The organism is Rhizobium sp. BK619, assembly GCF_014195245.1.
GTDB classification, from domain to species: Bacteria; Pseudomonadota; Alphaproteobacteria; order Rhizobiales; family Rhizobiaceae; genus Rhizobium; species Rhizobium acidisoli.
The window spans coordinates 33,245-53,926 of record NZ_JACIBH010000005.1; the positions used below are offsets into that span (position 1 = coordinate 33,245).

Genomic DNA, 20,682 nt, shown 5'->3' on the forward strand with positions numbered 1-20,682 from the left:
TGCTTCAGGAAAGCGAAAACACGCCCGCCTGCACCGCTCCACCGTTGTACCCCGCGCCAAATTCCGCAACCGCATGCGTCGCGATTCGCTTCAGTTGTGCAAGTGGCAGGTAAGCGCGCTCGGGATCGCCGATCAGCACCTCGATACCGGCGGTCTGGCAACGCCGCAGGAAAGCCATCACCCGCACGGCAAGCGCGGGGTCGTAGAATAGGTCACCGACAAAGAGGAGATCAGTCTTCTCCGGCGGTCGTGCCTCGATGATATCGGCGGCGACGGCAATGATGTCCACGCCGTTGATCGCGGCGTTGAGACCGATTGCAGCGATGGCATTGGCATCGACATCGACCGCCGTCACCGCGGCAGCCCCGGCCTTGGCCGCCGCGATGGCGACGAGCCCGGAGCCGGCGCCGAGATCAAGGACGCGGCGGCCGGCGACCACTTCCGGGCGATCGAGCAGATGGCGGGCAAGCACGGCGCCGCCGGCCCAAGGATAGGCCCAGTAGGGCGCCGGATCGGCTTCTTCGCGGCCGGCAAGCCGCCAGAGCCCGCTGGCAGGCCCAGCCGTATGGAGGAGGATTTCAGGAATGGCCGGAACGGGTGAGATCGGCAGATTGGCCTGGATGAAGGGGGCCGGATCGGGATGCGGCATATCGGAGCGTTTCATCATCATGCTCCCTGGCCGCTAGGGCGAGATTCGGCATGCCGCCGTCGATCAATTCCACGTCATAAGCGACGAAGCCGAAATGCTCCTGGAGCGTCACTTATCGGCCTTGATAAAGCCCTCCGCCTGACCCGGCGAAGGGCTGCCGGCGCAATCAGCCGGGCTTCTTCTTCGAGAACTTGCCCTTCGCCCCGGCGCCGCCCTTGCCCTCGAATTTCGGACGTTCGGATTTGGCGCCTTCGGATTTGCCGCCTTCGAATTTCGGCTTGTCGTACTTCGGCTTGTCGAATTTCGGGCCATCGAAGCCGGGCTTGCCGGGCTTCTTGCTCCAGGGCTTGCTATCCTGTCTTTGCTGGCCGCTATTGTCGGCCGCAGCATATCCGCCGCCCGGACCCTTGCCGAACTTGTTCTTCGGGCGTTCGTCGCGGAACGTGTCGCCCGGCCGTTCATCACGCGACGACTTGCCGGCATAGGGCTTCGGCGACGGCGCCCGGCTGAAATCCGGCGTGCCGGAAAGCTTGGTCACGCGGATGCCGCGCTCGAGTGCCTTGTTCGGCCCGATCGCCGCCAGGAAGCTTTCGGCACTCGCCTCCGCGATCTCCACAAAGGTTTCCTCGGGCTGCATCTTGATCGCGCCGATCTCGCGCTTCGTCACATTTCCGTTGCGGCAGAGCATCGGGATCAGCCAGCGCGGCTCGGCATTCTGCTTACGGCCAACCGAAACCGAGAACCAGACGCTGGCGCCGAAATCTTCGCGCGGTCCCTTCTGCGCCGGCTCGTAAGGCTCGGCATTGTCGCGGCGCTTGCGGCTGCCCCCGTCCTGCACGGTGACCTCGATCAGATCCTCCGGCGCCGAATGGTTGGTGCGGTAAAGACGCAGGAAAGCGGCGGCGAGCTTTTCGGCGCCGTGGCTGGAAAGCAGCTGCTGCACCAGCCCCTGTTCTTCCTCCTGCGGCGCTTCGCTGAAGATCGGATCGGCAAGCAGCCGTTCGTCGTCGCGCTCGTTGACCTCTTCGGCCGACGGCGGCCGCGCCCAGGCGGCGGAAATACCGGCATTTTCAAGCAGGCGCTCGGCCTTGCGCCGTGCATTCAGCGGCACGATCATGGCGCTGATGCCCTTGCGTCCTGCCCGGCCGGTGCGGCCGCTGCGGTGCAGCAGCGTGTCCGGATTGGTCGGCAGGTCGGCATGGATGACGAGATCGAGGCCCGGCAGGTCGATACCGCGAGCAGCGACGTCGGTCGCGATGCAGACGCGGGCGCGCCCGTCGCGCATCGCCTGCAGCGCATGGGTGCGTTCGTTCTGCGTCAGCTCGCCGGAAAGCGCTACGACGGAGAAATTGCGGTTGTTGAAGCGGGCGGTCAGATGATTGACGGCGGCGCGCGTCGAGCAGAAGACGATGGCGTTGGTCGCCTCGTAATAACGCAGCACGTTGATGATCGCATTCTCGCGGTCGCTGGGGGCCACCATCAGCGCGCGATATTCGATGTCGACATGCTGCTTTGTCTCAGCCGCGGTGCTGATGCGCACGGCGTTGCGCTGATAGCTTTTGGCAAGCTTGGCGATCGCCGCCGGCACGGTTGCCGAAAACATCAGCGTCCGGCGCTCGTCCGGCGCCGAATCGAGAATGAATTCCAGATCTTCGCGGAAGCCGAGATCGAGCATCTCGTCGGCCTCGTCGAGCACGGCGGCCTTCAGCTCCGACATGTCGAGCGCCCTGCGGCGGATATGGTCGCAGAGACGGCCGGGCGTGCCGACGACGATATGGGCGCCGCGTTCGAGCGAGCGGCGCTCGCTGCGGATGTCCATGCCGCCGACGCAGCTGGCGATCACCGCACCAGTCATCTCATAGAGCCATTCGAGCTCACGCTTGACCTGCAGGGCAAGTTCGCGCGTCGGGGCGATGACAAGCGCAAGCGGCGCACCGGCATTGCCGAAGCGTTCTCCGCCCTCGAGCAGCGTCGGCGCCAGTGCCAGGCCGAAAGCGACGGTCTTGCCGGAACCGGTCTGGGCCGAGACCAGCGCGTCGGAAGCGGCGAGCGCCGGATCGAGCATTGCCTTCTGCACCGGGGTGAGTTCGGCGTAACCGCGCTTCTGCAACGCCTTGGCGATCGCCGGAACGACGCCGTTGAATTCTGTCATGAGTTCGATCTTTCGGAGCTGTCAGGCGCGAATTGCGCCATGGCCGGAGCCAGCCGGCGGGGTATTTGCGCCGTTCCTAGCCGCTCCGGCGGCGATTGTCAAAGCGTGCGGCTGCGCCACAGCCAGGTGTCGATATGGCTTGCCCTGCCGCGCAGCGCCGTTTCCAACGGACCCTCCATCCGGCCGGCCTGCAGCAGCGCGCTGTCGGGGCCTGCGGCGCGGACGATTTCGACGCTCAGCGCCAGTTCGACGCCATGGAGGGCGGCGACCTCCATCAGCCGGCTGCCGACATTGATGGTGTCGCCCGCCGCCGTGATCTGCTGCCGGTCGCCGGTCCCGAGCCGCGAGGCGACGATCGGGCCGCAATGGGCGCCGACCTTGAAGCCGATTTTCTTCTCGGCAAAGCCGGCATGCGCTTGAAGCCAGGCTCGTGTGCGTTCGCACAGGCCGACGGCGCAGGCAACGGCCCGTGTGGCATCGTCATCGGCAGGCTCCGGCAGGCCGAACAGGATCATCGCCCCGTCGCCCATGAAGCTGGTGATGGCGCCGCCGTGAGCACGCGCCTCCTCGTCGATCAGTTCGAAGAAGCCGCTCAGCACCTCGCTGACCTTGACCGGCCCGAGGTTTTCGCTGAGACCGGTGAAACCCGAGAGATCGATGAAGATGACGGCGGCGTTCTGGCGCACCGGGGCCAAGAGGAAATTCGGGTCGCGTGCCAGCCATTCGCCGAGGCCGGGCGCCTCGATGCGCTGCAGCAGCGCACTTTGCTCGGCAAAATGGCGGGCGCGGCCGCGGTCGAGCCAGAGTTCGGCCGCGCCGAAAATCAGCGCCGGCGGCAGTGCTGCGGCGATCGGCAGCGCCGCACTCAGCCAGTAACCATGCGCAAAGGCCGACAGATTGAGCAGCGCCCAGACGATCAGCGTCAAGACGATGATGAGATAGCCAACGGCACTCCGCCGCCAGGCAATCAGCGAAACGAGCACGATCGGCAGGCCGACGGCGATGCCGGCATCGATCAGCCTTATCCGGTGGTCGCGCACCATGCCATCGCCGCTGACGAGATGGGTGATCGCCGTCGACATCACCTCGACGCCGGGCATGACCGGATCGAACGGCGTCGGGAAGACGTCGCCACCGCCGGTGACCGTCGAGCCGATGACGACGATGCGGCCGGCAACGGCATCGGCTGAAAGCGTGCCATCCAGCCCATCGGCGGCGCTGAAGGTGGAGATGCTGCCGTGCCCGCCGTAGAAGGTCACCGGCAGCCGCTGGCCGATATCGGTGGGGATACGCAGCTTTCCGAGCACGATGGCATCGGGTTCGATGCTGGGGTCGACGCCGAGCGCCACCGAAGCGGCGCGCAGCGGAAAGGCCGGATCCAATCGATCAGCGGCGCGTGAGATCAGCGGAATGTAACGCGGCGTGCCGGTCTGGTCGGTGGCGACATTGACGATGCCGACGGCGGCAGCCTCGGCAAAGCGGGGAAGCGGCAACAGAAGCTGACCTGCCTCGGGGATGGCGGCCAGCGGATCGTTGGCCGCATCGGTGACCTGCTGGCTGCTTCTAGTGAAGGTGGCCGCGGCCGCAATCACGCTCGGGCCCTTTGCAAGGGCGGCAGCCAGCGCCGCATCGCCCTCCTCCGGCCCGGGATCGACCAGCAGAATGTCGAGCGCCAGAGCTTTTGGCTTCAAGGCGTTGATCGCGCCGACAAGGCGCGCAAGTGTGGCCCGATCAAGGGGGTAACCGTGGGCCGCCGCGGTGCGGTCGTCGATGGCGACGATCGAGACGCCGGGAGGCGGTGTCTTCGCCCCGACGATAATGCTGCGGATATCGGTGAGCGAGGCCTCCATCCGGTCGAGAAGGCCGCTTCCGGCAGTGAGGTTGGCATAGCCGAGCGCGGCTCCCCAAAGACCGGCGAGCACCAGCGCGATCACGGTCTGCAGGCGATGGTTCATCGATTATTGGCCGAGGCGGGCAAGGAGGGCGGCGGCGCGCGGCGCCGGCCAGCGACGCACGACGAGGGGTTCCGAGCCGCTGGTGACATCGACGCCCTCGCCCGGCGCTAGCACCACCTGCTCGCCGGCCGGCCGATGGACGGCGACGCTGCCTCGGACGACCAGTACCGAGGTTTTGCCGCCTGCGACGTCGACGGCCCATTGCGTGCCGCGCACCGCAGCGATCGCCTGCGGCGTCACCACCTGAAAACCGCCCTTATGCTGGCTGCTGTCGACATCGACCAGGATGGCCTTGCGCCGCAGCGATGCTGAATCGGGGCTGCCGTCACGGTTGCGGTCGGCAAGCCGGAAGGACGCGCCGGCTTCCGCCGTGATCTTTACCCCGCCGGGGCAGGTGAACACCTGGCGGGCGCCGGCGTCGCGCGCGATCGTGCAGCCGGCAGACTGCGCAAAGGCCGCCTCATGTGGAATGAGGCCGGCAGCGAGTGCGGCGGCAAGCATGCTGCGAAGTGTCGTATTCATGGAAAACCCCCATGACCGTGCGGACAGCTTTTCGAAAGCGCCCGCCAACCGTCTTCTTCCATGTCGGGCATGATAGCCGAATTCGGATATTTCCCTAGGTAAAAAAGCAAACCGCCACAATCGCCAGCCGATTCTTAACGGCTGGCATCGGTTTGCGGCGCTGGCCCGGCGTAACGCGCCCGCGGCCGGATCAATTCGCCGCTGTCGATCTGCTCCATCGCATGCGCAAGCCAACCGGCGGAACGGGCAAGCGAGAACATGATGATCGGTGCCTCCTTTGGAAGATCGAAGGCGGTGGCCATCGCGGCAAGGGCGAAATCGAGATTGACCTTCTCACCGACCATCGTCTCGCCCGCATCACGAAGGTCTGCAAATTCCGGCGGCAGAGGAAAATGCGAGAGCAGCGCAATAGCCCTGATATCGCCGTCGGGATAGAGCGGATGGCCAAAGGCCGTCAGGCGATGGCCCTGGGCAAGCGTGCGGCGAACCGCTTGCTCCGCCCCAAGCGCCAAAGCCGTCTCGATCAAGGTGTCGACACCCTGCCAGGCAGCGCCATGCAGCGGCCCGGTCAGCGTCGCCAGACCGGAAAGCACGGCGGCCGAAAGCGCAGCACCCGCCGATGCCGTGACCCGCGCTGCAAAGGTCGAGGCGTTGAGTTCGTGATCGGCAAGCAGCACCAGCGCCCGGCGCAGGCAATCGGCAGCATCCGGCCGCTGCCAGCTTTCCGCCAGCCGCAGATGCAGCGGCCGATCCGAAGGCCCCGGCGCCAGCGCATCGGCGACGGTGGAGAGGACACCCTGCGCCTCGCGGCGAAGCGCGGCCGGCGATCGGCCGAGCGACGGCAGATCCGATGTTACTCGCCCTGCCAGCGCCATGAACGCAGCCTGAAGCGACGGAGCGGCATACCCGACGCCGGCGCCGGAGAACACCGCTTCCGCGGCGTTCCAAAGCAGTGCCGCCGCCTGCTCCAGCGTCGCTGCCTCGGCAAAATCGGTCGCATCCCGTCCGCGATAGTAAAGCCGCCCATTGATAATGGTGGAGATTGCCGACGAGAGAACCGGGTCGCCCCACTTTATCGCCTCGGCGGCAACGGTTTCGGTCTTGCGACGGCCGGAATGACGCTCGGCAAGCCGCTGCACGTCGGTCGCCTGGTAGAGGCTGCGGCGTGAGTCGGCAGGATCTGCCTTGGCACGGATGCGACCGCGGCTGACATTGGCGTAGAGCGTCTGCGGCTTGGTCTTCAGCGCCCGCAGCGCCTCCTCGGCGGTCAGCCACGACATCGGAGCCTCATATTGATCAATTACGTCAAGATTGACGTCAATGAGAGTAGGTCGGATCATCCCGGCCGTAAAGGAGAAAACAATATGAAAAACGGCTTGGAAGATGTCATTGCCGCCGAAACGCAGCTCTCGGATGTCGATGGCGAAGCGGGGCGGCTGATCATCCGCGGCATATCGCTGGATCAACTGGTCGCAGACGGCACCTATGAAGGTGTCGCCGCACTATTGCTCGACGGACTGATGGAACGAAGCTTCGGTGAAACAGAATTGCGCGGCTGGCTGGCGAAAGCCCGAACTGGAGTGTTCGATCATATCAAGGCTGCCGATGCAGCCGTGCTCGCCCTGCCTCCAGTCGATGCGATGCGGGCGCTGATCGCCCGGCTGCCAGACGGCGAGGATTTCGATACCGCGCTCAGCCTGCTGGCGGCGCCCGCCGTCTTCCTGCCGGCGGTTCTGCGCCTGCAGCGCGGCGAAAAACCGATCCCGCCCGATGCCTCGCTGTCGCAGGCGACCGATATTCTGCGCATGCTGACCGGCAAATTGCCGACCAGGGAGCAGACGGCGGCGCTCGACGCCTACCTCGTGACGATATCGGACCATGGCCTCAATGCCTCGACCTTCGCCTCGCGCGTCATCGCCTCGACCCAAGCCGGCCTCACCTCTTCGGTCCTGGCGGCGCTAAGCGCGCTGAAGGGACCGCTGCATGGCGGCGCGCCCGGTCCGGTGCTCGACATGCTGGATGCGATCGGAACGGCGGCGAATGCCGGGTCATGGCTTGGCGAAGCGCTTGATCGCGGCGAACGGCTGATGGGCTTCGGCCACCGCATCTACCGCGTCCGCGATCCGCGCGCCAATGCGCTGAAAGGCGCCCTGAAGCCGCTGATATCAACCAGGCAGGTCGACAGCGCCCGTGGCGCGCTGGCGGAAGCCGTGGAAGCTGCCGCCTTGGCGATCCTGAAGCTGCGCAAGCCCAATCGGCCGCTTGACGTCAATGTCGAATTTTATACCGCGCTGCTGCTGGAGACGCTCGGCTTCCCGCGTCAGGCCTTCACCGGCGTCTTCGCGATCGGCCGCACCGTCGGATGGCTGGCGCATGCCCGCGAACAGGCGCTCGATGGCCGGCTGATTCGCCCGCGCTCGGTCTATATCGGCCCGCTGCCGGCCGCCGCCTGAAGATTGAATTGGGCGATAGAGCAACGATCCGACCCAGATCGCGCCTGAAATCGCGCGATCTGGATCATCATTGTGGTTAGACGAGGCGGCTCTGTTCCGTCGCCGCTTCGATGAAGCTGGCAAACAGCGGATGCGGGTCGAGCGGCCGGCTCTTCAATTCCGGGTGATACTGCACGCCGATGAACCAGGGGTGATCCGGATATTCGATCGTCTCCGGCAGCACGCCGTCCGGCGACATGCCGGAGAAGACGAGGCCGCAGCTCTCGAGCCGGTCCTTGTAGTCGACATTGACCTCGTAGCGGTGGCGGTGACGCTCGGAAATATCGGTGGAACCGTAGATCTCCGAGATCTTCGTGCCCTTCTTCAGCGCCGCCTTATAGGCGCCGAGGCGCATCGTGCCGCCGAGATCGCCGGCTGCCGTGCGCTTCTGCAGCTCGTTGCCCTTGACCCATTCGGTCATCAGGCCGACCACCGGCTCCTTGGTCGGGCCGAATTCGGTCGAGGAAGCGCCGGATACGTCGGCGAGATTGCGCGCCGCCTCGATGACGGCCATCTGCATGCCGAAGCAGATGCCGAAATACGGCACCTTGCGCTCGCGGGCGAAACGGGCTGCGTGGATCTTGCCTTCCGAACCGCGTTCGCCGAAGCCGCCCGGCACGAGGATGCCGTGCACCTTCTCGAGGTACGGCGCCGGATCTTCCTTTTCGAAGACCTCGGACTCGATCCATTCGAGATTGACCTTGACGCGATTGGCGATGCCGCCGTGGTGCAGCGCCTCGATCAGCGATTTATAGGCATCCTTGAGGCCGGTATATTTGCCGACGATCGCGATCGTCACTTCGCCCTCAGGCGTGCGGATGCGGTTGCAGACCTCTTCCCAGGGGGCGAGACGCGGCTTCGGCGCCGGCTCGATGCCGAAGGCTGCCAGCACTTCGTCATCAAGGCCTTCCTTGTGGTAGGCGATCGGCACATCGTAGATGTTGGCGACGTCGAGCGCCTGGATGACGGCGGACGGGCGCACGTTGCAGAACAGCGAAAGCTTGCGGCGCTCGGCTTCCGGAATTTCGCGGTCGGCGCGCACCAGCAGGATATCGGGATGAATGCCGAGCGCCTGCAGTTCCTTGACCGAATGCTGGGTCGGCTTGGTCTTGAGCTCGCCGGCGGCCGGAATATAGGGCATCAGCGTCAGGTGGACGTAGACGGCGGTGCCGCGCGGCAGATCGTTGCCGAGCTGGCGGATCGCCTCCATAAAGGGCATCGCCTCGATGTCGCCGACCGTGCCGCCGATCTCGCAGATGACGAAGTCGTAATCGTCATTGCCCTCGATAACGAAATCCTTGATCTCGTTGGTGACGTGCGGAATGACCTGCACCGTCGCGCCGAGATAGTCGCCGCGCCGTTCTTTGTCGATGATGTTCTTGTAGATGCGGCCGGTGGTGATGTTGTCGGTCTTGGTTGCCGAACGCCCCGTGAAGCGTTCGTAGTGGCCGAGATCGAGATCGGTTTCCGCGCCGTCGTCGGTGACGAAGACCTCGCCGTGCTGGGTCGGGCTCATCGTGCCCGGGTCCACGTTCAGATAGGGGTCGAGCTTGCGAAGCCGCACCCGATATCCACGGGCCTGCAGCAACGCTCCGAGAGCCGCGGCCGCAATTCCTTTTCCGAGAGAGGAAACCACGCCGCCAGTGATGAATACGTATCGCGCCATGGGATTCACCGGATACCTTTTCAAAAACGATTCCACCAGCCCCAAAAACTCTTTTCCGGAATTTTCGGAGCGTGGCGAAGGAATCTGAACAAAAGAAAACCGGCAGACCCAAGGGCCGCCGGCGGTTTATGTCGAAGACCGGTTTACTGTCCCGTCGGGACGCCGGCGGGCTGAGCCGGTGCCGGCGCGGCCGGAGTTGCGGGCGCTGCCGGGGCAGTCGTTGCCGGAGCCGTCGCTGAAGGCTCCGTAGCCGCCGGAGCCTGGGCCGCCGGAGCGGTCGTTGCCGGAGCCGCAGTTGCCGGAGCTTGAGCGGCGGGAGCCTGCGGTGCAGGCGTTGCCGCGCCGCTGCTCGGAACGCCGTTGCCGGCCGGCTGGCTTGCCGGAGCCTGCGCGCCGCCGCCGAGCGAATCGAGAATGCCATTGCCCTGGCCGCCCGTTGCCGGAATGCGGTCGAGAATATCGCTCGGACGGCCTTCGTAACGCGTCAGAATGCCGAGGCCGAGCGAGGTGATGAAGAACAGGGTCGCAAGGATCGCGGTGGTGCGCGTCAGCGCATTGGCCGTGCCGCGCGCCGACATGAAGCCCGAACCGCCGCCGATGCCGAGGCCGCCGCCTTCCGAACGCTGGATGAGCACGACGCCGACAAGGGCGAGCACGATCATGAGATGAATGACAATCAATACGGTCTGCATGGGTCCAGTCCTGCCCGTCTGGAGACGGACAAAGTTAAGAATTCTGGCGGCTCTTTACATGAGGCTTTCATCTATTCCAAGCCCTTCGGCCCAGAATACGCCCTGGAATAAACGAATAAACCGGGAATGAACAATGCCTCAGGCGAGCAGCGCCTCATAGGCCCGGTAGATGGCGAGGAAGTCGGCGGCTTTCAAGCTCGCCCCGCCGATCAGCGCGCCGTCGACATTGGCGATGCCCATCAGCTCCCCGGCATTGGCCGGCTTGACCGAGCCGCCATAGAGAAGACGCATCTTGCGGCCTTCACCGCCGAAACGGCCCACCAGCTCGGCGCGCATGAAGGCATGCGCCTTTTCGACATCGCCCGCCGTTGGCGTCACGCCGGTGCCGATCGCCCAGATCGGTTCATAAGCGATGACGGTGTTCTCGGCGGTGGCTCCGTCCGGAACCGAGGCGGAAAGCTGACGCTTGATGACGTCGAGCGCCTGGCCCGTGCGGCGTTCATCGGCCGTCTCGCCGATGCAGATGATCGCCGTCAGCCCGGCGGCAAAGGCAGCCTCCGCCTTGGCGCGGACTAGATGATCCGTTTCGGCATGGTCGGTGCGGCGCTCGGAATGGCCAACGATGACATAAGTGCCGAAACAATCGGCAATCATCTCGGCCGAGATATCGCCGGTATGCGCACCTGACGGATTCTGATGGCAGTCCTGAGCGCCGATCGACAGCGGGCTGTCCGTGCAGAGCGCGGTCGCCACGTAGAGCAGCGTCGCAGGCGGGCAGATCAGCGCTTCGACCTTGTCGGCGAGCGGCGAGGAAACACCCTCGGCGATCGCCTTGATCTGATCCAGGGAGGCACGCATGCCATTCATTTTCCAGTTTCCCGCCACGAGCGGGCGCACGTCAGGTGTCATGCCAGCCTTCCAAATTTTCCATATGCCTTGGGCAATATCAAAAGCGCGCGGCAAAGAAAAGCATCATGCCTTGACGTAAGGGGAATCTCGGCGATCCCGCCTATATTTCTGCCGAAAATCGGTCGGCGGCACGCTTCAGCCGGCAAGAATCCAGTTCAGGACTCGGCGCCAGTCGACCATCCGGATCGGCGTCCCGTGATTGCCTGTCTGAAACAGCGTGAAGCGCGTCGGATATTTGGCCTTGTGCAGGCTTTCGAACAGCGCTTGCTGGGTGCTCGCCGCATAGACCGGGTCGCGGCTGCCATGGGCGAACCAGAGCGGCAGCTTCGCTTTATAGAAGGCGCTTCTGGTGAAATCGGGATCGGTGACGCCGCTCATGACAAGCATGCCCTTCAGCCGCTTGACGCTGTCGCCGTCGCGGGCAATGCCCCAGCAGACCTGGCTGCCCATCGAGGCGCAGGACAGGATGATCGGCCGGCCGGGCGATTGGGCGCTGGCATAGCGGATCAAGCCGGCGATCGCTGCAACGCCGTTGCTGTCGAAACTCCGGACGGTCGGCGAATAATAAACGCCGCCATTGCCGGCAACGAGGTTCTTCAGCCGGTTGAAATTGCCGCCGAAGCTGTAGTCGTTGGCCCCGAGCCGGCGATCGCCGTCGCGGCCATGGATGAAAATCACGGTGAAGGCGGCATTCTGGGCCTGTCCCACCCTGGTGACATCGAGACTGACACCGTCCAGAGACAGCGTCTCGTCGACCTGGGCCTTGCGGATGCCGAGCGCCACATATTTCTGCTGCACACGCTTTTGCGGGATCTGGTCGCGGCCGTTGATATCGCGCATCTCATCATAGTCGATGACCTCGAAGGCACCGTCATCACCTGTCTGCAAGATGGCCTGCTTCGAAAACAGATCGTCCTTGAAAGGCGGCAGCGCATCGCCCGCCCGCGCTGGGCCAACAGCGGTCAGGACAGCCGCGGATAGAAAAAACGCCGCAATTGCAGTGATGATGGTGCAATGACTTGTGGACATTCGCATTCGGATGGTTCCTGAAGCCTGCCGCCGCTTGCCATTCCGCGCCCGGCAACGCAAATCATGTGTGAAAAGCCCGCCAAAACTGGCGGTGTCGCGTATAGAGGTGCTTTCTGGCAAAATCTGCCTGATTCGCAAACGTGACATGAAATGCGGTGATTTTGGGTCGGCGGAGGATGCAAGCCCCAAGCCAGACCCAAGACAGGATGAAGATCTGAACGGCTCCATGGACGATAGCAACGACCTCTTTTCCGGAATGCCCCTCTCTGAAAAACGTGAGGAGGCGCAGAAGCCTGCGGCTGCGGCCGAACGGCCGCCGGTGGCGGCTGCGCCCGCTGCTGCCCCACCTGCTGCTGGAGCCCCCTCTGCTGCGGGAGCCTCTTCGCGCCCGGCACCCGCCACGTCGAACGCCGATGAATACGGCGCCTCGTCGATCCGCGTCCTCGAAGGCCTCGAGCCGGTGCGCATGCGCCCGGGCATGTATATCGGCGGCACCGATGAAAAGGCGCTGCATCACCTCTTTGCCGAAGTCATCGACAACGCTATGGACGAGGCGGTCGCCGGACACGCCAATTTCATCGAGGTCTATCTCGACCTCGAGGGCTACCTCACCGTCTCCGACAACGGCCGCGGCATCCCGGTCGAGAACCATCCGCAGGTGCCGGGCAAGTCGACGCTCGAAGTCATCATGACCAAGCTGCATGCCGGCGGCAAATTCGACGGTAAGGCCTACGAGACATCGGGCGGCCTGCACGGCGTCGGCGTCTCGGTCGTCAACGCGCTCTCCGACGACCTCGAAGTGGAGGTGGCGCGCAACCGCAAGCTCTACCGCCAGCGCTTCTCCCGCGGCCTGCCGCAGGGCGGGCTTGAAGAATTGGGCGACGTCCACAATCGCCGCGGCACCCGCGTGCGCTTCCATCCTGACCCCCAGATCTTTGGGGATCACATGAAGTTCGATGCCGCCCGGGTGTTCCGCATGGCGCGCTCGAAGGCCTATCTGTTCGGCGGCGTCGAGATCCGCTGGAGCTGCGAGCAGGGCGTCTTGCCCGAAGGCTCCGAGGTCCCTGACAAGGCGGTCTTCCACTTCCCCGGCGGCCTGAAAGATTATCTCCAGGCGACGATGGGCAAGGAATTCACCGTCACCCGCGAGATCTTCGCCGGCAAGACCGAGAAAACCAGCGGCCATGGCTCGATGGAATGGGCGATCACCTGGTATGGCGGCGATCCGCAGGTGCATTCCTATTGCAACACCATCCCGACCCCCGAAGGCGGCACGCATGAGGCCGGCCTGCGCATCGCGCTGACCAAGGGCCTGAAGGCCTATGCCGAGCTGACGCAGAACAAGCGCGCCGCGCAGATCACCACCGATGACGTGATGATCTCGGCCGTCGGCATGCTGTCGGTCTTCATCCGCGAACCGGAATTCGTCGGCCAGACCAAGGATAAGCTCGCGACCGTCGAGGCCCAGCGCATCGTCGAGAACGCGCTGCGCGATCCCTTCGACCATTATCTTGCCGACAACCCGAACGAGTCGGCCAAGCTGCTCGACTGGGTGATCGAGCGCGCCGAGGAGCGGCTGCGCCGCCGCAAGGAAAAGGAAGTCAACCGCAAGACGGCAGTGCGCAAGCTGCGCCTGCCCGGCAAGCTCGCCGACTGCTCGCAAAACACCGCCGAGGGCGCCGAACTCTTCATCGTCGAGGGCGATTCGGCAGGCGGTTCGGCCAAGCAGGCGCGCAACCGAGCCAACCAGGCAATTCTGCCGCTGCGCGGCAAGATCCTCAACGTTGCCAGCGCCGGCCGCGAAAAACTCGGCGCCAACCAGCAGCTCGCCGATCTCATCCAGGCGCTCGGCTGCGGCACCCGCTCGAAATACCGCGACGAAGATCTGCGCTACGAGCGCATCATCGTCATGACCGACGCCGACGTCGACGGCGCCCACATCGCCTCGCTGCTCATCACCTTCTTCTATCAGGAGATGCCGGAACTGGTGCGCGGCGGCCACCTCTTCCTCGCCGTGCCGCCGCTCTACAAGATCACCCAAGGGTCGAAATCCGCCTATGCCCGCGACGACAATCATCGCGCCGAGCTGATGCAGACGGAGTTCAAGGGCAAGGCCAAGGTCGAGATCAGCCGCTTCAAAGGTCTCGGCGAAATGATGCCCGCCCAGCTCAAGGAAACCACGATGGATCCGTCCAAACGCACCCTGCTCAAGGTGCTGATCGACGAGGTGGATTTCGAGGGCACTCGCAGCGCCGTCGACGATCTGATGGGCACCAAGCCGGAAGCCCGCTTCCGCTTCATCCAGGAACGCGCGGCCTTCGCCGAAAACCTCGATATTTAAAGCATCTGCGGGCCGAGCCGAACTAGAGTAGATGCCGTTCGGCGCGGCCCTCATTTTAGCATCTGCGATTTCACGGAACTGACGAAGAACCGTAACAACTCCGTCAAACAACCGGCGCATGAAGCGGTCGGCGTGCGGCCTCCCCCAGGGAAGAGCAGCTGCGCCGGTTCGAACCGTTTTCAACCCTTTGCCGGATTTTGCCATGACCAAGCGTTTTCTCGCGACTGCCGCTTTCGTTCTCCTGTCCAGCACAGTTACTGTCAGCGCCACCGATATTGGGGCCACCGGTATCGGCGCCACCTTCGAGACCGCTTGCCCCTTCGGCGATTGCGCCGCCGGCATTTCACTCTCCTATCTCGGTGAATTCATTATCCCCACAGGCTACATGGAAAACAGCGTCGAGTTCGGCGGCATTTCCGGCCTCGATTTCGATGCCGCTACCGGCCACTATATCGCCATCAGTGACGACCGATCGGACAAGGCCCCGGCCCGCTTCTATGAACTCGACGTCGATGTCGACGCGTCGGGCCTCAAGGGCGTTTCCATCGTCAAACATGTGACGTTGAAGGACAAGAACGGCGAGCCCTTCGCCGCCAAGACCGTCGACCCGGAATCGATCCGCCTCGGCAAGGACGGCATCTATTGGGGCAGCGAAGGCGACGCCAAGGCGCTGCTGCCGCCCTTCGTCCGCGTGACTGCGCCGGACGGCTCTTTCGTGCGTGAATTCAAGCTGCCGGAAGGCTTTACTCCCACAGTCGACAAGTCGACCGGCATCCGCGACAACCTCGCCTTCGAGGATATTGCCGTGGCGCCTTCGGGCGATGTTTTCGTCGGTGTCGAAGCCGCGCTCTATCAGGACGGCCCCAATCCCTCGCTGACCACGGGCAGCCTGTCGCGCATCATCCGTTATGACGGCGCAACCGGCGAGCCGAAGGCGCAGTATGTCTACCCGGTCTCACCGATCCCGCAGGCGGCTACCAAGGCCGATGGCGGCAACGATAACGGCATGTCGGAAATGCTCGCTCTTGACGATCACCGCCTGCTCGCCGTCGAGCGCAGCTACGCCCAGGGCTTCGGCAACAACGTCAAGATCATGATGATGGATCTTAACGACGCCACCGACATATCCGCCATCGCTTCGCTCGCCAAGAACGACCAGCGCGTCGTCCCCGCCCGCAAGAGCCAGGTGCTTGATCTCAGAGCAATCGGCCTTATTCCCGACAATATCGAGGCCATGTCGCTCGGCAAGGCCAAGGATGGAACCGACGTTCTCATTCTCGGCTCCGACAATAATTTCTCGGCGGCGCAAAAGACGCAGTTCTACGCCTTCAAGATTTTGCGCCATCCGCAACAGTAAGATATCGGCTCTGACGGTCGAATAGCGACGCTTTGTATACGCTTTCATGGTGCGGACCTTGAAACCGCCGGGTTCATAGCCCATAACCAGAAGACAAGAATAAGAAGAGGCGCGCGTGGGTGTGTTCGACCGTCAGAAAAGCAATCATGAACCACGATGGCTCGGATCATCGGCGCCGACACGGACGCCGCTGATACCCTCCATCTCGGCGGCGCGCTGGCTGCTGGTTCTGGTCGTTGCGGCGGGCGTTTACTTCTTCTACGGTTTCCTCGTGCCGGTGCTGGCAGCCCTGGTCATCGGCTTCGCCAGCTGGCCGCTCTACCGCAAGCTGCTTGCCCGCGTCGGCGGCAATACGACGATCGCCGCGACGATCGCCATCATCATGATCATCACTTTCCTGGTCATCCCGATCGGGCTTGCGATCACCTATACGACGGGTGAAGTGCGCACCTGGGTTGCCTGGGCAATCCATGCCAACCGCGCCGGCGCCCCGACACCGGCCTGGATCGTCGCCCTGCCATGGGCCGGCGCCTATCTCGATGAAGTCTGGACCAAATATATCGGCAGCCCCGGCGCCCTGGGCGAAGTGATACAGGCGGTCAGCGGCGCCAATATCGGCAATATCTACCGTGCCGTGCTTGCGGCCGGCGGTGGCGCCTTCCACCTCCTGCTGACGCTGCTCTTCATGCTGATCGCGCTGTTCTTCGTCTATCGCGACGGTTTTTCCTTCTCCAAGCAGATCGACATGCTCGGCGAGCGCATCCTGCCAAACCGCTGGGAGCGCATTTCCCGCGTCGTGCCGGCAACGATCAGCTCCACCGTCATGGGCATGACGCTGATTGCGATCGGCGAAGGCATCGTGCTCGGCCTGGCTTACTGGATCGCCGGCGTGCCCTCGCCCGTCACGCTCGGCGTGTTGACGGGCGTGATGGCGCTGATACCGGGCGGCGCACCGCTTTCCTTCACGCTGGTCTCAATCTATCTCTTGGCAAGCGGCTCGCATGTCGCCGGCATCGGTCTTTTCGTCTGGGGAACGGTCGAGCTCTTCATAGTCGACAAGACGTTGCGGCCGAAGCTCGTCGGCGGTCCGATCAAGCTGCCCTTCCTGCCGACCTTCTTCGGTCTCGTCGGCGGCGTCAAGACGATGGGCTTCCTCGGCCTCTTCATTGGCCCGGTGCTGATGGCGCTGATCGTCGCCATCTGGCGCGAATGGATCCACGAGGCCCGCAACGCCGAAAAGGGCGAGACGGGACCGCAGGTCCTCATCGACGAGCAAGCCCCGCCGGCAATCCCCCGTATCGCCGAAGGCTGAAAGAACCTTTCCGCCGAAGGCTGAACCGACCTGATTGCCGAAGGCTGAGCCGGCCTTCGCAGACCGTCATCCCAGCCGCTTTTCCATGAACAGGCTGAGCGGGTCCGGCAGATAGCTGCCGAAAGGCTCGATCTCCCGATATCCGTATTTGTGGTAGAGCGCGATCGCCTCGGGCTGGTAGATGCCGGTTTCGAGCCGGATTGCCGACAGTCGCTTTTCCCTGGCGATCGCTTCGAGCGCGTTCATCAGGCCGCTGGCGATCCTCAGGCCCCTCGTCTCGGGGTCGACAAACATACGCTTGATCTCCGCCGTGCCATCGCCCGCCTCGACCAGCGCGCAGCACCCGACGATCGCGTCGCCGTTGCGCGCGACGAGAAAACTCACCGCAGGCTTCTCCAGCAAGGAGAGGTCGACCAGATGGTTGCTCTCTGGGGGATAGAGCGACTGCGCATAGGCATCGGAAAGGTCGAGAAGACGGATGACGCCGTCCTGACGCGGCGGCTCCAGGGCGATGGTGACGGACATGCTGTCTCTTTCTGCTGGCGCAAGGCACAATTTTTTCCGACATGACCAAGAGTTAATGCCCTTGCCTTCATTCGGTTGGAATTGCGCCCTCTAAGACGATGACACGCTCAATAGCCAAGGAGGCAAAATATGCAAGCGGTGCTGATCGCGATGACCATTCTCGGTTGCGACGATTCCATCAGCCAGTGCAGCTATGTCGCGACGGTCGACAAACGCTGGGAGACGGTTGCCGCCTGCGATGCCGAAGCCGAACGTCGGCTGAAAACCTATGCCAATGTCAGCTATCCCTCGGTGATTGCTGTCTGCGAGGCGCCGAAAGCCGTCGCTGCCGCCGAACCGCCGAAGCCGGCTCCCGTGCCGCCGGCCCTTCCTGAAGCGGCCGAACAGCACCCCCAGGGCCTGCTCGGTTTTGCCGACGACATTGCCGGACGGGTCCGCGACCATCTGCCCACCGGCAGGAGCGTCAAGGACACGCTCGCCAAACCGGTGCATTTCGTCTCCGCCAGCTATTCCTGGGTGGTGACGCGACTGGCCGACTAAGCGGCCGCAAGCGCCGCATAGACCCGGGCGGATTGCCGCTGTTCGGCGACCCCGAGCTTTTCCACCATGTCGAGCAACTCGCCGACCGCGCCATGTGCGCCGTCATGATGGCGGAATTTTTGAAGCAGACGGTTGCAGACATTGCCGAGCACGCTGCCCGGCGCTTTCCTGGCGGCCTCGCGCCACAGCAGCGTCGCCTCGACGAAGATCACGCTGATATCCCTCGGCAGGCCAGCGGACTCGTAGAGCGCGCGAACCGCATGCATGCGCCCGGTCGCCAGGATCGAGCGCACCCGGCGCTCGCCGCAACCCGTCAGATCGACGATTGCGCCCGCGAAGAAATCAACCTTGCCGGCGCAGAGCGCATGCATCAGGAAGGATGGCGTCAGCCGGCCATTGAGGCGCAGATGTTCGACGAGGTCGGGTATCTCGCGCGGCGCGATGTCGCCGGCGATTGAAACGATAGCAGCCTCGGTCGCCTCGCGGCTGATGCGCTGCAGCCGCTGCAGGCCAATCGCCGCCTGTGCGAGCGGCAGCCCGACCAGCGCATTGCTGACATGCTGGGTGAGCAATTGGCGGGCATCGGCGGGAAGATCGCTGCGGTCGAGAAGCAGGTTGCGGATGTCGCAGCCGTCGCCGAGCCGCTCGGCGATGCGTTTCAGGGATTGGCCGGAGATCACCGCGCCATCGTTCTCGAGCAGGCAGAGCAGCTCTTCCTCGTCGCCGACTTCCGCAAGCGCTGCGGAAACCGGGCGCGTTACCTGCGCCCTCGCCGCGATCAGCATGCGGGTGGCGCCGTTGCCGCGCGCGGCAAGATCGACCAGATCGGCATCGCTCAAAAGCGGCGAACAGGTCACCGCATGGCAGGCGACTTCGGGCTGGTCTTCGGCAAGCGAAAGGATCAGGCTGCGCGGCGCATCGGGCGACCAGGCGATCGCCTCGGCAAGCGCCAGCCGCACACGCGGCGACGGATCGTCGAGCAGAAAGGTCATCGCCATCTCGGCTGCCGCCCGCTCGTCCCCTGTCATCTCCGACTGCAGATAGGCCCGCCCGAGCGCGTTTGCGGCCCGGGCCCGGTCACCGGTCTTGGCCGTTTCGATCCACCGAAGGAAAGCTTCTATGATCACGCGACGCCCCAGCACTTGAACGCGATTCCCTCGCGTTTCATTCAATGCTGCGACCGTAGCGGCAAAAGGTTTAAGATTGGTTCACCATATTTCTTAAGCCTTTGTATGCCTTGCGGCCGATCTAAATCTTCGGCAGATGCGGCCGGAACATCTCGAAAACATCGCTGCCTTCGCTGTAGTCCATATAGCCCATGCGGGCCACAGGACGGGCGATCGACATGTCCAAGCGGCCATCCCGGACGATCGCCTCGTCGATGCGGATGCCGACCACCTCACCGAAGACAAGGACGTTTTCCGACGGTGCGCCCGACAGCGTCTTCGGCTCGATGATCTCGGTGACCCTGCATTCGAGCACCGCGAAGGCCTCGCCGACATAGGGCGCGTCGATGAGTTCGGCCTGCTTCGCCGTCAGGCCGGCAAAGTCGAATTCGCTCTCGCCATAAGGCAGCGCCGCCGAGGAGAGGTTCATCCTCTCGGCGAGATCGCGGCCGACGAAATTGCAGGTGAAGACGCCGGTCTCGGCCGCGTTGCGCTGACTGTCCTTGCGCCCGGCGGAAGAAAACATCACCAGCTTCGGCCGGTCGGCAACGGCATTGAAGAAGGAATAGGGGGCGAGGTTGATCGAACCATCCCTGCCCTTGCTGCCGATCCAGCCGATCGGGCGCGGCGACACGATCGCCTTGAACGGATCATGCGCCAGCCCGTGCCGGTTGTCGTCGGTGGTGTAAAACATCAGCCCTCCCCGCCGACCCAGGTCACGGTATCGGCAAGTTCTGGCCGCGGCCGCTCGATCGCCGGAAATGTCGTCGAGCCGATATGGATGAAGCCCGCCACCTTTTCATCAGGCCCGACGCCGAGCAGCGGATAGGCGCGCTCATCATAGGCGAACCATTCCGTCAGCCAGTTGGCGACATAACCGCTGGCATTGGCGGCGAGGATGACGTTGAGGCAAAGCGCGCCGGCCGACATCAGCTGCTCCCATTCAGGGATCTTGATATGCGGCCCCGCCTTGCTGACGACAGCGACCACCACCGGCGCGCGGGTGAACCGCGCGCGTTCCACCTGGATCATCTCCTCGGAAAGCTCAGGCTTCGTCTCGAGCGCCAAGGTCAGAAGTTCCTCACCGAGGCGAGCGCGCTCGCCCCCGCGATAGACGATGAAGCGCCATGGCGCGATCTTGCCGTGATCGGGAACACGCGAGGCAAGACGAAGGATTTCCTCGATTTCAGCCTTCTCCGGGCCTGGTTCGCACATCTGGAAAGCGGGAATGGAGCGGCGTACGGCGAGGTAGTCGATCAGCTTGATATCGGATTTCATGCGGGAGAAACTCTCATTTTTATGCTGCTGCAAAGGGTGGGTCTTGAATTTGCCATCGCGTTGGTCTTGAAGTGGCCTTTGCGATTTCAGAAGTCAA

18 protein-coding genes are annotated in these 20,682 nt (G+C 63.9%); 5 read left to right on the plus strand and 13 right to left on the minus strand.

Annotated elements, in window-relative coordinates:
* Positions 1–4 precede the first annotated feature (4 nt).
* The 5 genes from FHX14_RS10470 to FHX14_RS10490 all read right to left on the minus strand — a co-directional run bounded on the left by FHX14_RS10470 (position 5) and on the right by FHX14_RS10490 (position 6,558).
* Positions 5–664, minus strand: coding sequence for a 50S ribosomal protein L11 methyltransferase (locus tag FHX14_RS10470; RefSeq protein WP_184377056.1), 660 nt, complete (start codon positions 662–664; stop codon positions 5–7).
* 151 nt (positions 665–815) lie between these two features.
* Complete coding sequence (locus FHX14_RS10475) at positions 816–2,801, minus strand: DEAD/DEAH box helicase (RefSeq protein WP_184377057.1); 1,986 nt, start codon at positions 2,799–2,801, stop codon at positions 816–818.
* A 98-nt stretch (positions 2,802–2,899) separates the two neighbouring features.
* Positions 2,900–4,756, minus strand: coding sequence for an adenylate/guanylate cyclase domain-containing protein (locus FHX14_RS10480; protein ID WP_184377058.1), 1,857 nt, complete (start codon positions 4,754–4,756; stop codon positions 2,900–2,902).
* 3 nt (positions 4,757–4,759) lie between these two features.
* The gene (locus tag FHX14_RS10485; RefSeq protein WP_184377059.1) at positions 4,760–5,278 is read right to left on the minus strand and encodes a FecR domain-containing protein; all 519 of its coding nucleotides are present in this window, start codon (positions 5,276–5,278) and stop codon (positions 4,760–4,762) included.
* Between the two features lie 134 nt (positions 5,279–5,412).
* Positions 5,413–6,558: a citrate synthase gene (locus FHX14_RS10490; protein WP_184377060.1), complete on the minus strand. Its 1,146-nt coding sequence runs from the start codon at positions 6,556–6,558 to the stop codon at positions 5,413–5,415.
* Between the two features lie 84 nt (positions 6,559–6,642).
* Between FHX14_RS10490 and FHX14_RS10495 the strand changes: the two genes are divergently transcribed.
* Entirely contained in the window at positions 6,643–7,731 is a 1,089-nt protein-coding gene (locus FHX14_RS10495) for a citrate synthase/methylcitrate synthase (RefSeq protein WP_184377061.1), read from the plus strand.
* 76 nt (positions 7,732–7,807) lie between these two features.
* Here FHX14_RS10495 and FHX14_RS10500 read toward each other — a convergent pair whose 3' ends face one another.
* The 4 genes from FHX14_RS10500 to FHX14_RS10515 all read right to left on the minus strand — a co-directional run bounded on the left by FHX14_RS10500 (position 7,808) and on the right by FHX14_RS10515 (position 12,072).
* The gene (locus FHX14_RS10500; protein WP_184377062.1) at positions 7,808–9,436 is read right to left on the minus strand and encodes a CTP synthase; all 1,629 of its coding nucleotides are present in this window, start codon (positions 9,434–9,436) and stop codon (positions 7,808–7,810) included.
* Between the two features lie 143 nt (positions 9,437–9,579).
* Positions 9,580–10,128: a preprotein translocase subunit SecG gene (gene secG, locus FHX14_RS10505; RefSeq protein WP_184377063.1), complete on the minus strand. Its 549-nt coding sequence runs from the start codon at positions 10,126–10,128 to the stop codon at positions 9,580–9,582.
* 138 nt (positions 10,129–10,266) lie between these two features.
* Positions 10,267–11,037 (minus strand): triose-phosphate isomerase, encoded by a 771-nt coding sequence (gene tpiA / locus FHX14_RS10510; RefSeq protein WP_184377064.1) that lies wholly within the window; start codon positions 11,035–11,037, stop codon positions 10,267–10,269.
* A 135-nt stretch (positions 11,038–11,172) separates the two neighbouring features.
* The gene (locus FHX14_RS10515; protein ID WP_184377065.1) at positions 11,173–12,072 is read right to left on the minus strand and encodes an alpha/beta hydrolase; all 900 of its coding nucleotides are present in this window, start codon (positions 12,070–12,072) and stop codon (positions 11,173–11,175) included.
* Positions 12,073–12,292: 220 nt separating this feature from the next.
* Here FHX14_RS10515 and parE point away from each other — a divergent pair, with 220 nt between their 5' ends.
* From parE to FHX14_RS10530, 3 genes are all read left to right on the plus strand, one after another.
* On the plus strand, positions 12,293–14,407 hold the full coding sequence (gene parE / locus FHX14_RS10520; RefSeq protein ID WP_003586354.1) for a DNA topoisomerase IV subunit B: 2,115 nt from the start codon (positions 12,293–12,295) through the stop codon (positions 14,405–14,407).
* Positions 14,408–14,609: 202 nt separating this feature from the next.
* Entirely contained in the window at positions 14,610–15,764 is a 1,155-nt protein-coding gene (locus FHX14_RS10525; RefSeq protein ID WP_184377066.1) for an esterase-like activity of phytase family protein, read from the plus strand.
* Positions 15,765–15,879: 115 nt separating this feature from the next.
* Positions 15,880–17,076, plus strand: a complete 1,197-nt coding sequence (locus tag FHX14_RS10530; protein ID WP_012557738.1) for an AI-2E family transporter — start codon at positions 15,880–15,882, stop codon at positions 17,074–17,076.
* A gap of 66 nt (positions 17,077–17,142) precedes the next feature.
* On the opposite strand, the gene FHX14_RS10535 is transcribed toward FHX14_RS10530, so the two are convergent.
* Positions 17,143–17,601, minus strand: a complete 459-nt coding sequence (locus tag FHX14_RS10535) for a GNAT family N-acetyltransferase (RefSeq protein WP_184377067.1) — start codon at positions 17,599–17,601, stop codon at positions 17,143–17,145.
* Between the two features lie 129 nt (positions 17,602–17,730).
* Here FHX14_RS10535 and FHX14_RS10540 point away from each other — a divergent pair, with 129 nt between their 5' ends.
* A complete protein-coding gene (locus tag FHX14_RS10540; RefSeq protein ID WP_003586350.1) occupies positions 17,731–18,141 on the plus strand; it encodes a hypothetical protein in 411 nt (136 codons plus the stop codon).
* Here the strand turns inward: FHX14_RS10540 and FHX14_RS10545 are convergent.
* The 3 genes from FHX14_RS10545 to FHX14_RS10555 all read right to left on the minus strand — a co-directional run bounded on the left by FHX14_RS10545 (position 18,138) and on the right by FHX14_RS10555 (position 20,585).
* Positions 18,138–19,283, minus strand: coding sequence for a DUF2336 domain-containing protein (locus tag FHX14_RS10545; RefSeq protein WP_184377068.1), 1,146 nt, complete (start codon positions 19,281–19,283; stop codon positions 18,138–18,140). The two genes, FHX14_RS10540 and FHX14_RS10545, sit on opposite strands and share 4 nt — an antisense overlap.
* A gap of 106 nt (positions 19,284–19,389) precedes the next feature.
* Positions 19,390–20,001 (minus strand): flavin reductase family protein, encoded by a 612-nt coding sequence (locus FHX14_RS10550; protein ID WP_184377069.1) that lies wholly within the window; start codon positions 19,999–20,001, stop codon positions 19,390–19,392.
* The gene (locus FHX14_RS10555) at positions 20,001–20,585 is read right to left on the minus strand and encodes a nitroreductase (RefSeq protein WP_054183096.1); all 585 of its coding nucleotides are present in this window, start codon (positions 20,583–20,585) and stop codon (positions 20,001–20,003) included. Before FHX14_RS10555 ends, FHX14_RS10550 begins: the two co-directional genes overlap by 1 nt.
* Between the last annotated feature and the right edge of the window lie 97 nt (positions 20,586–20,682).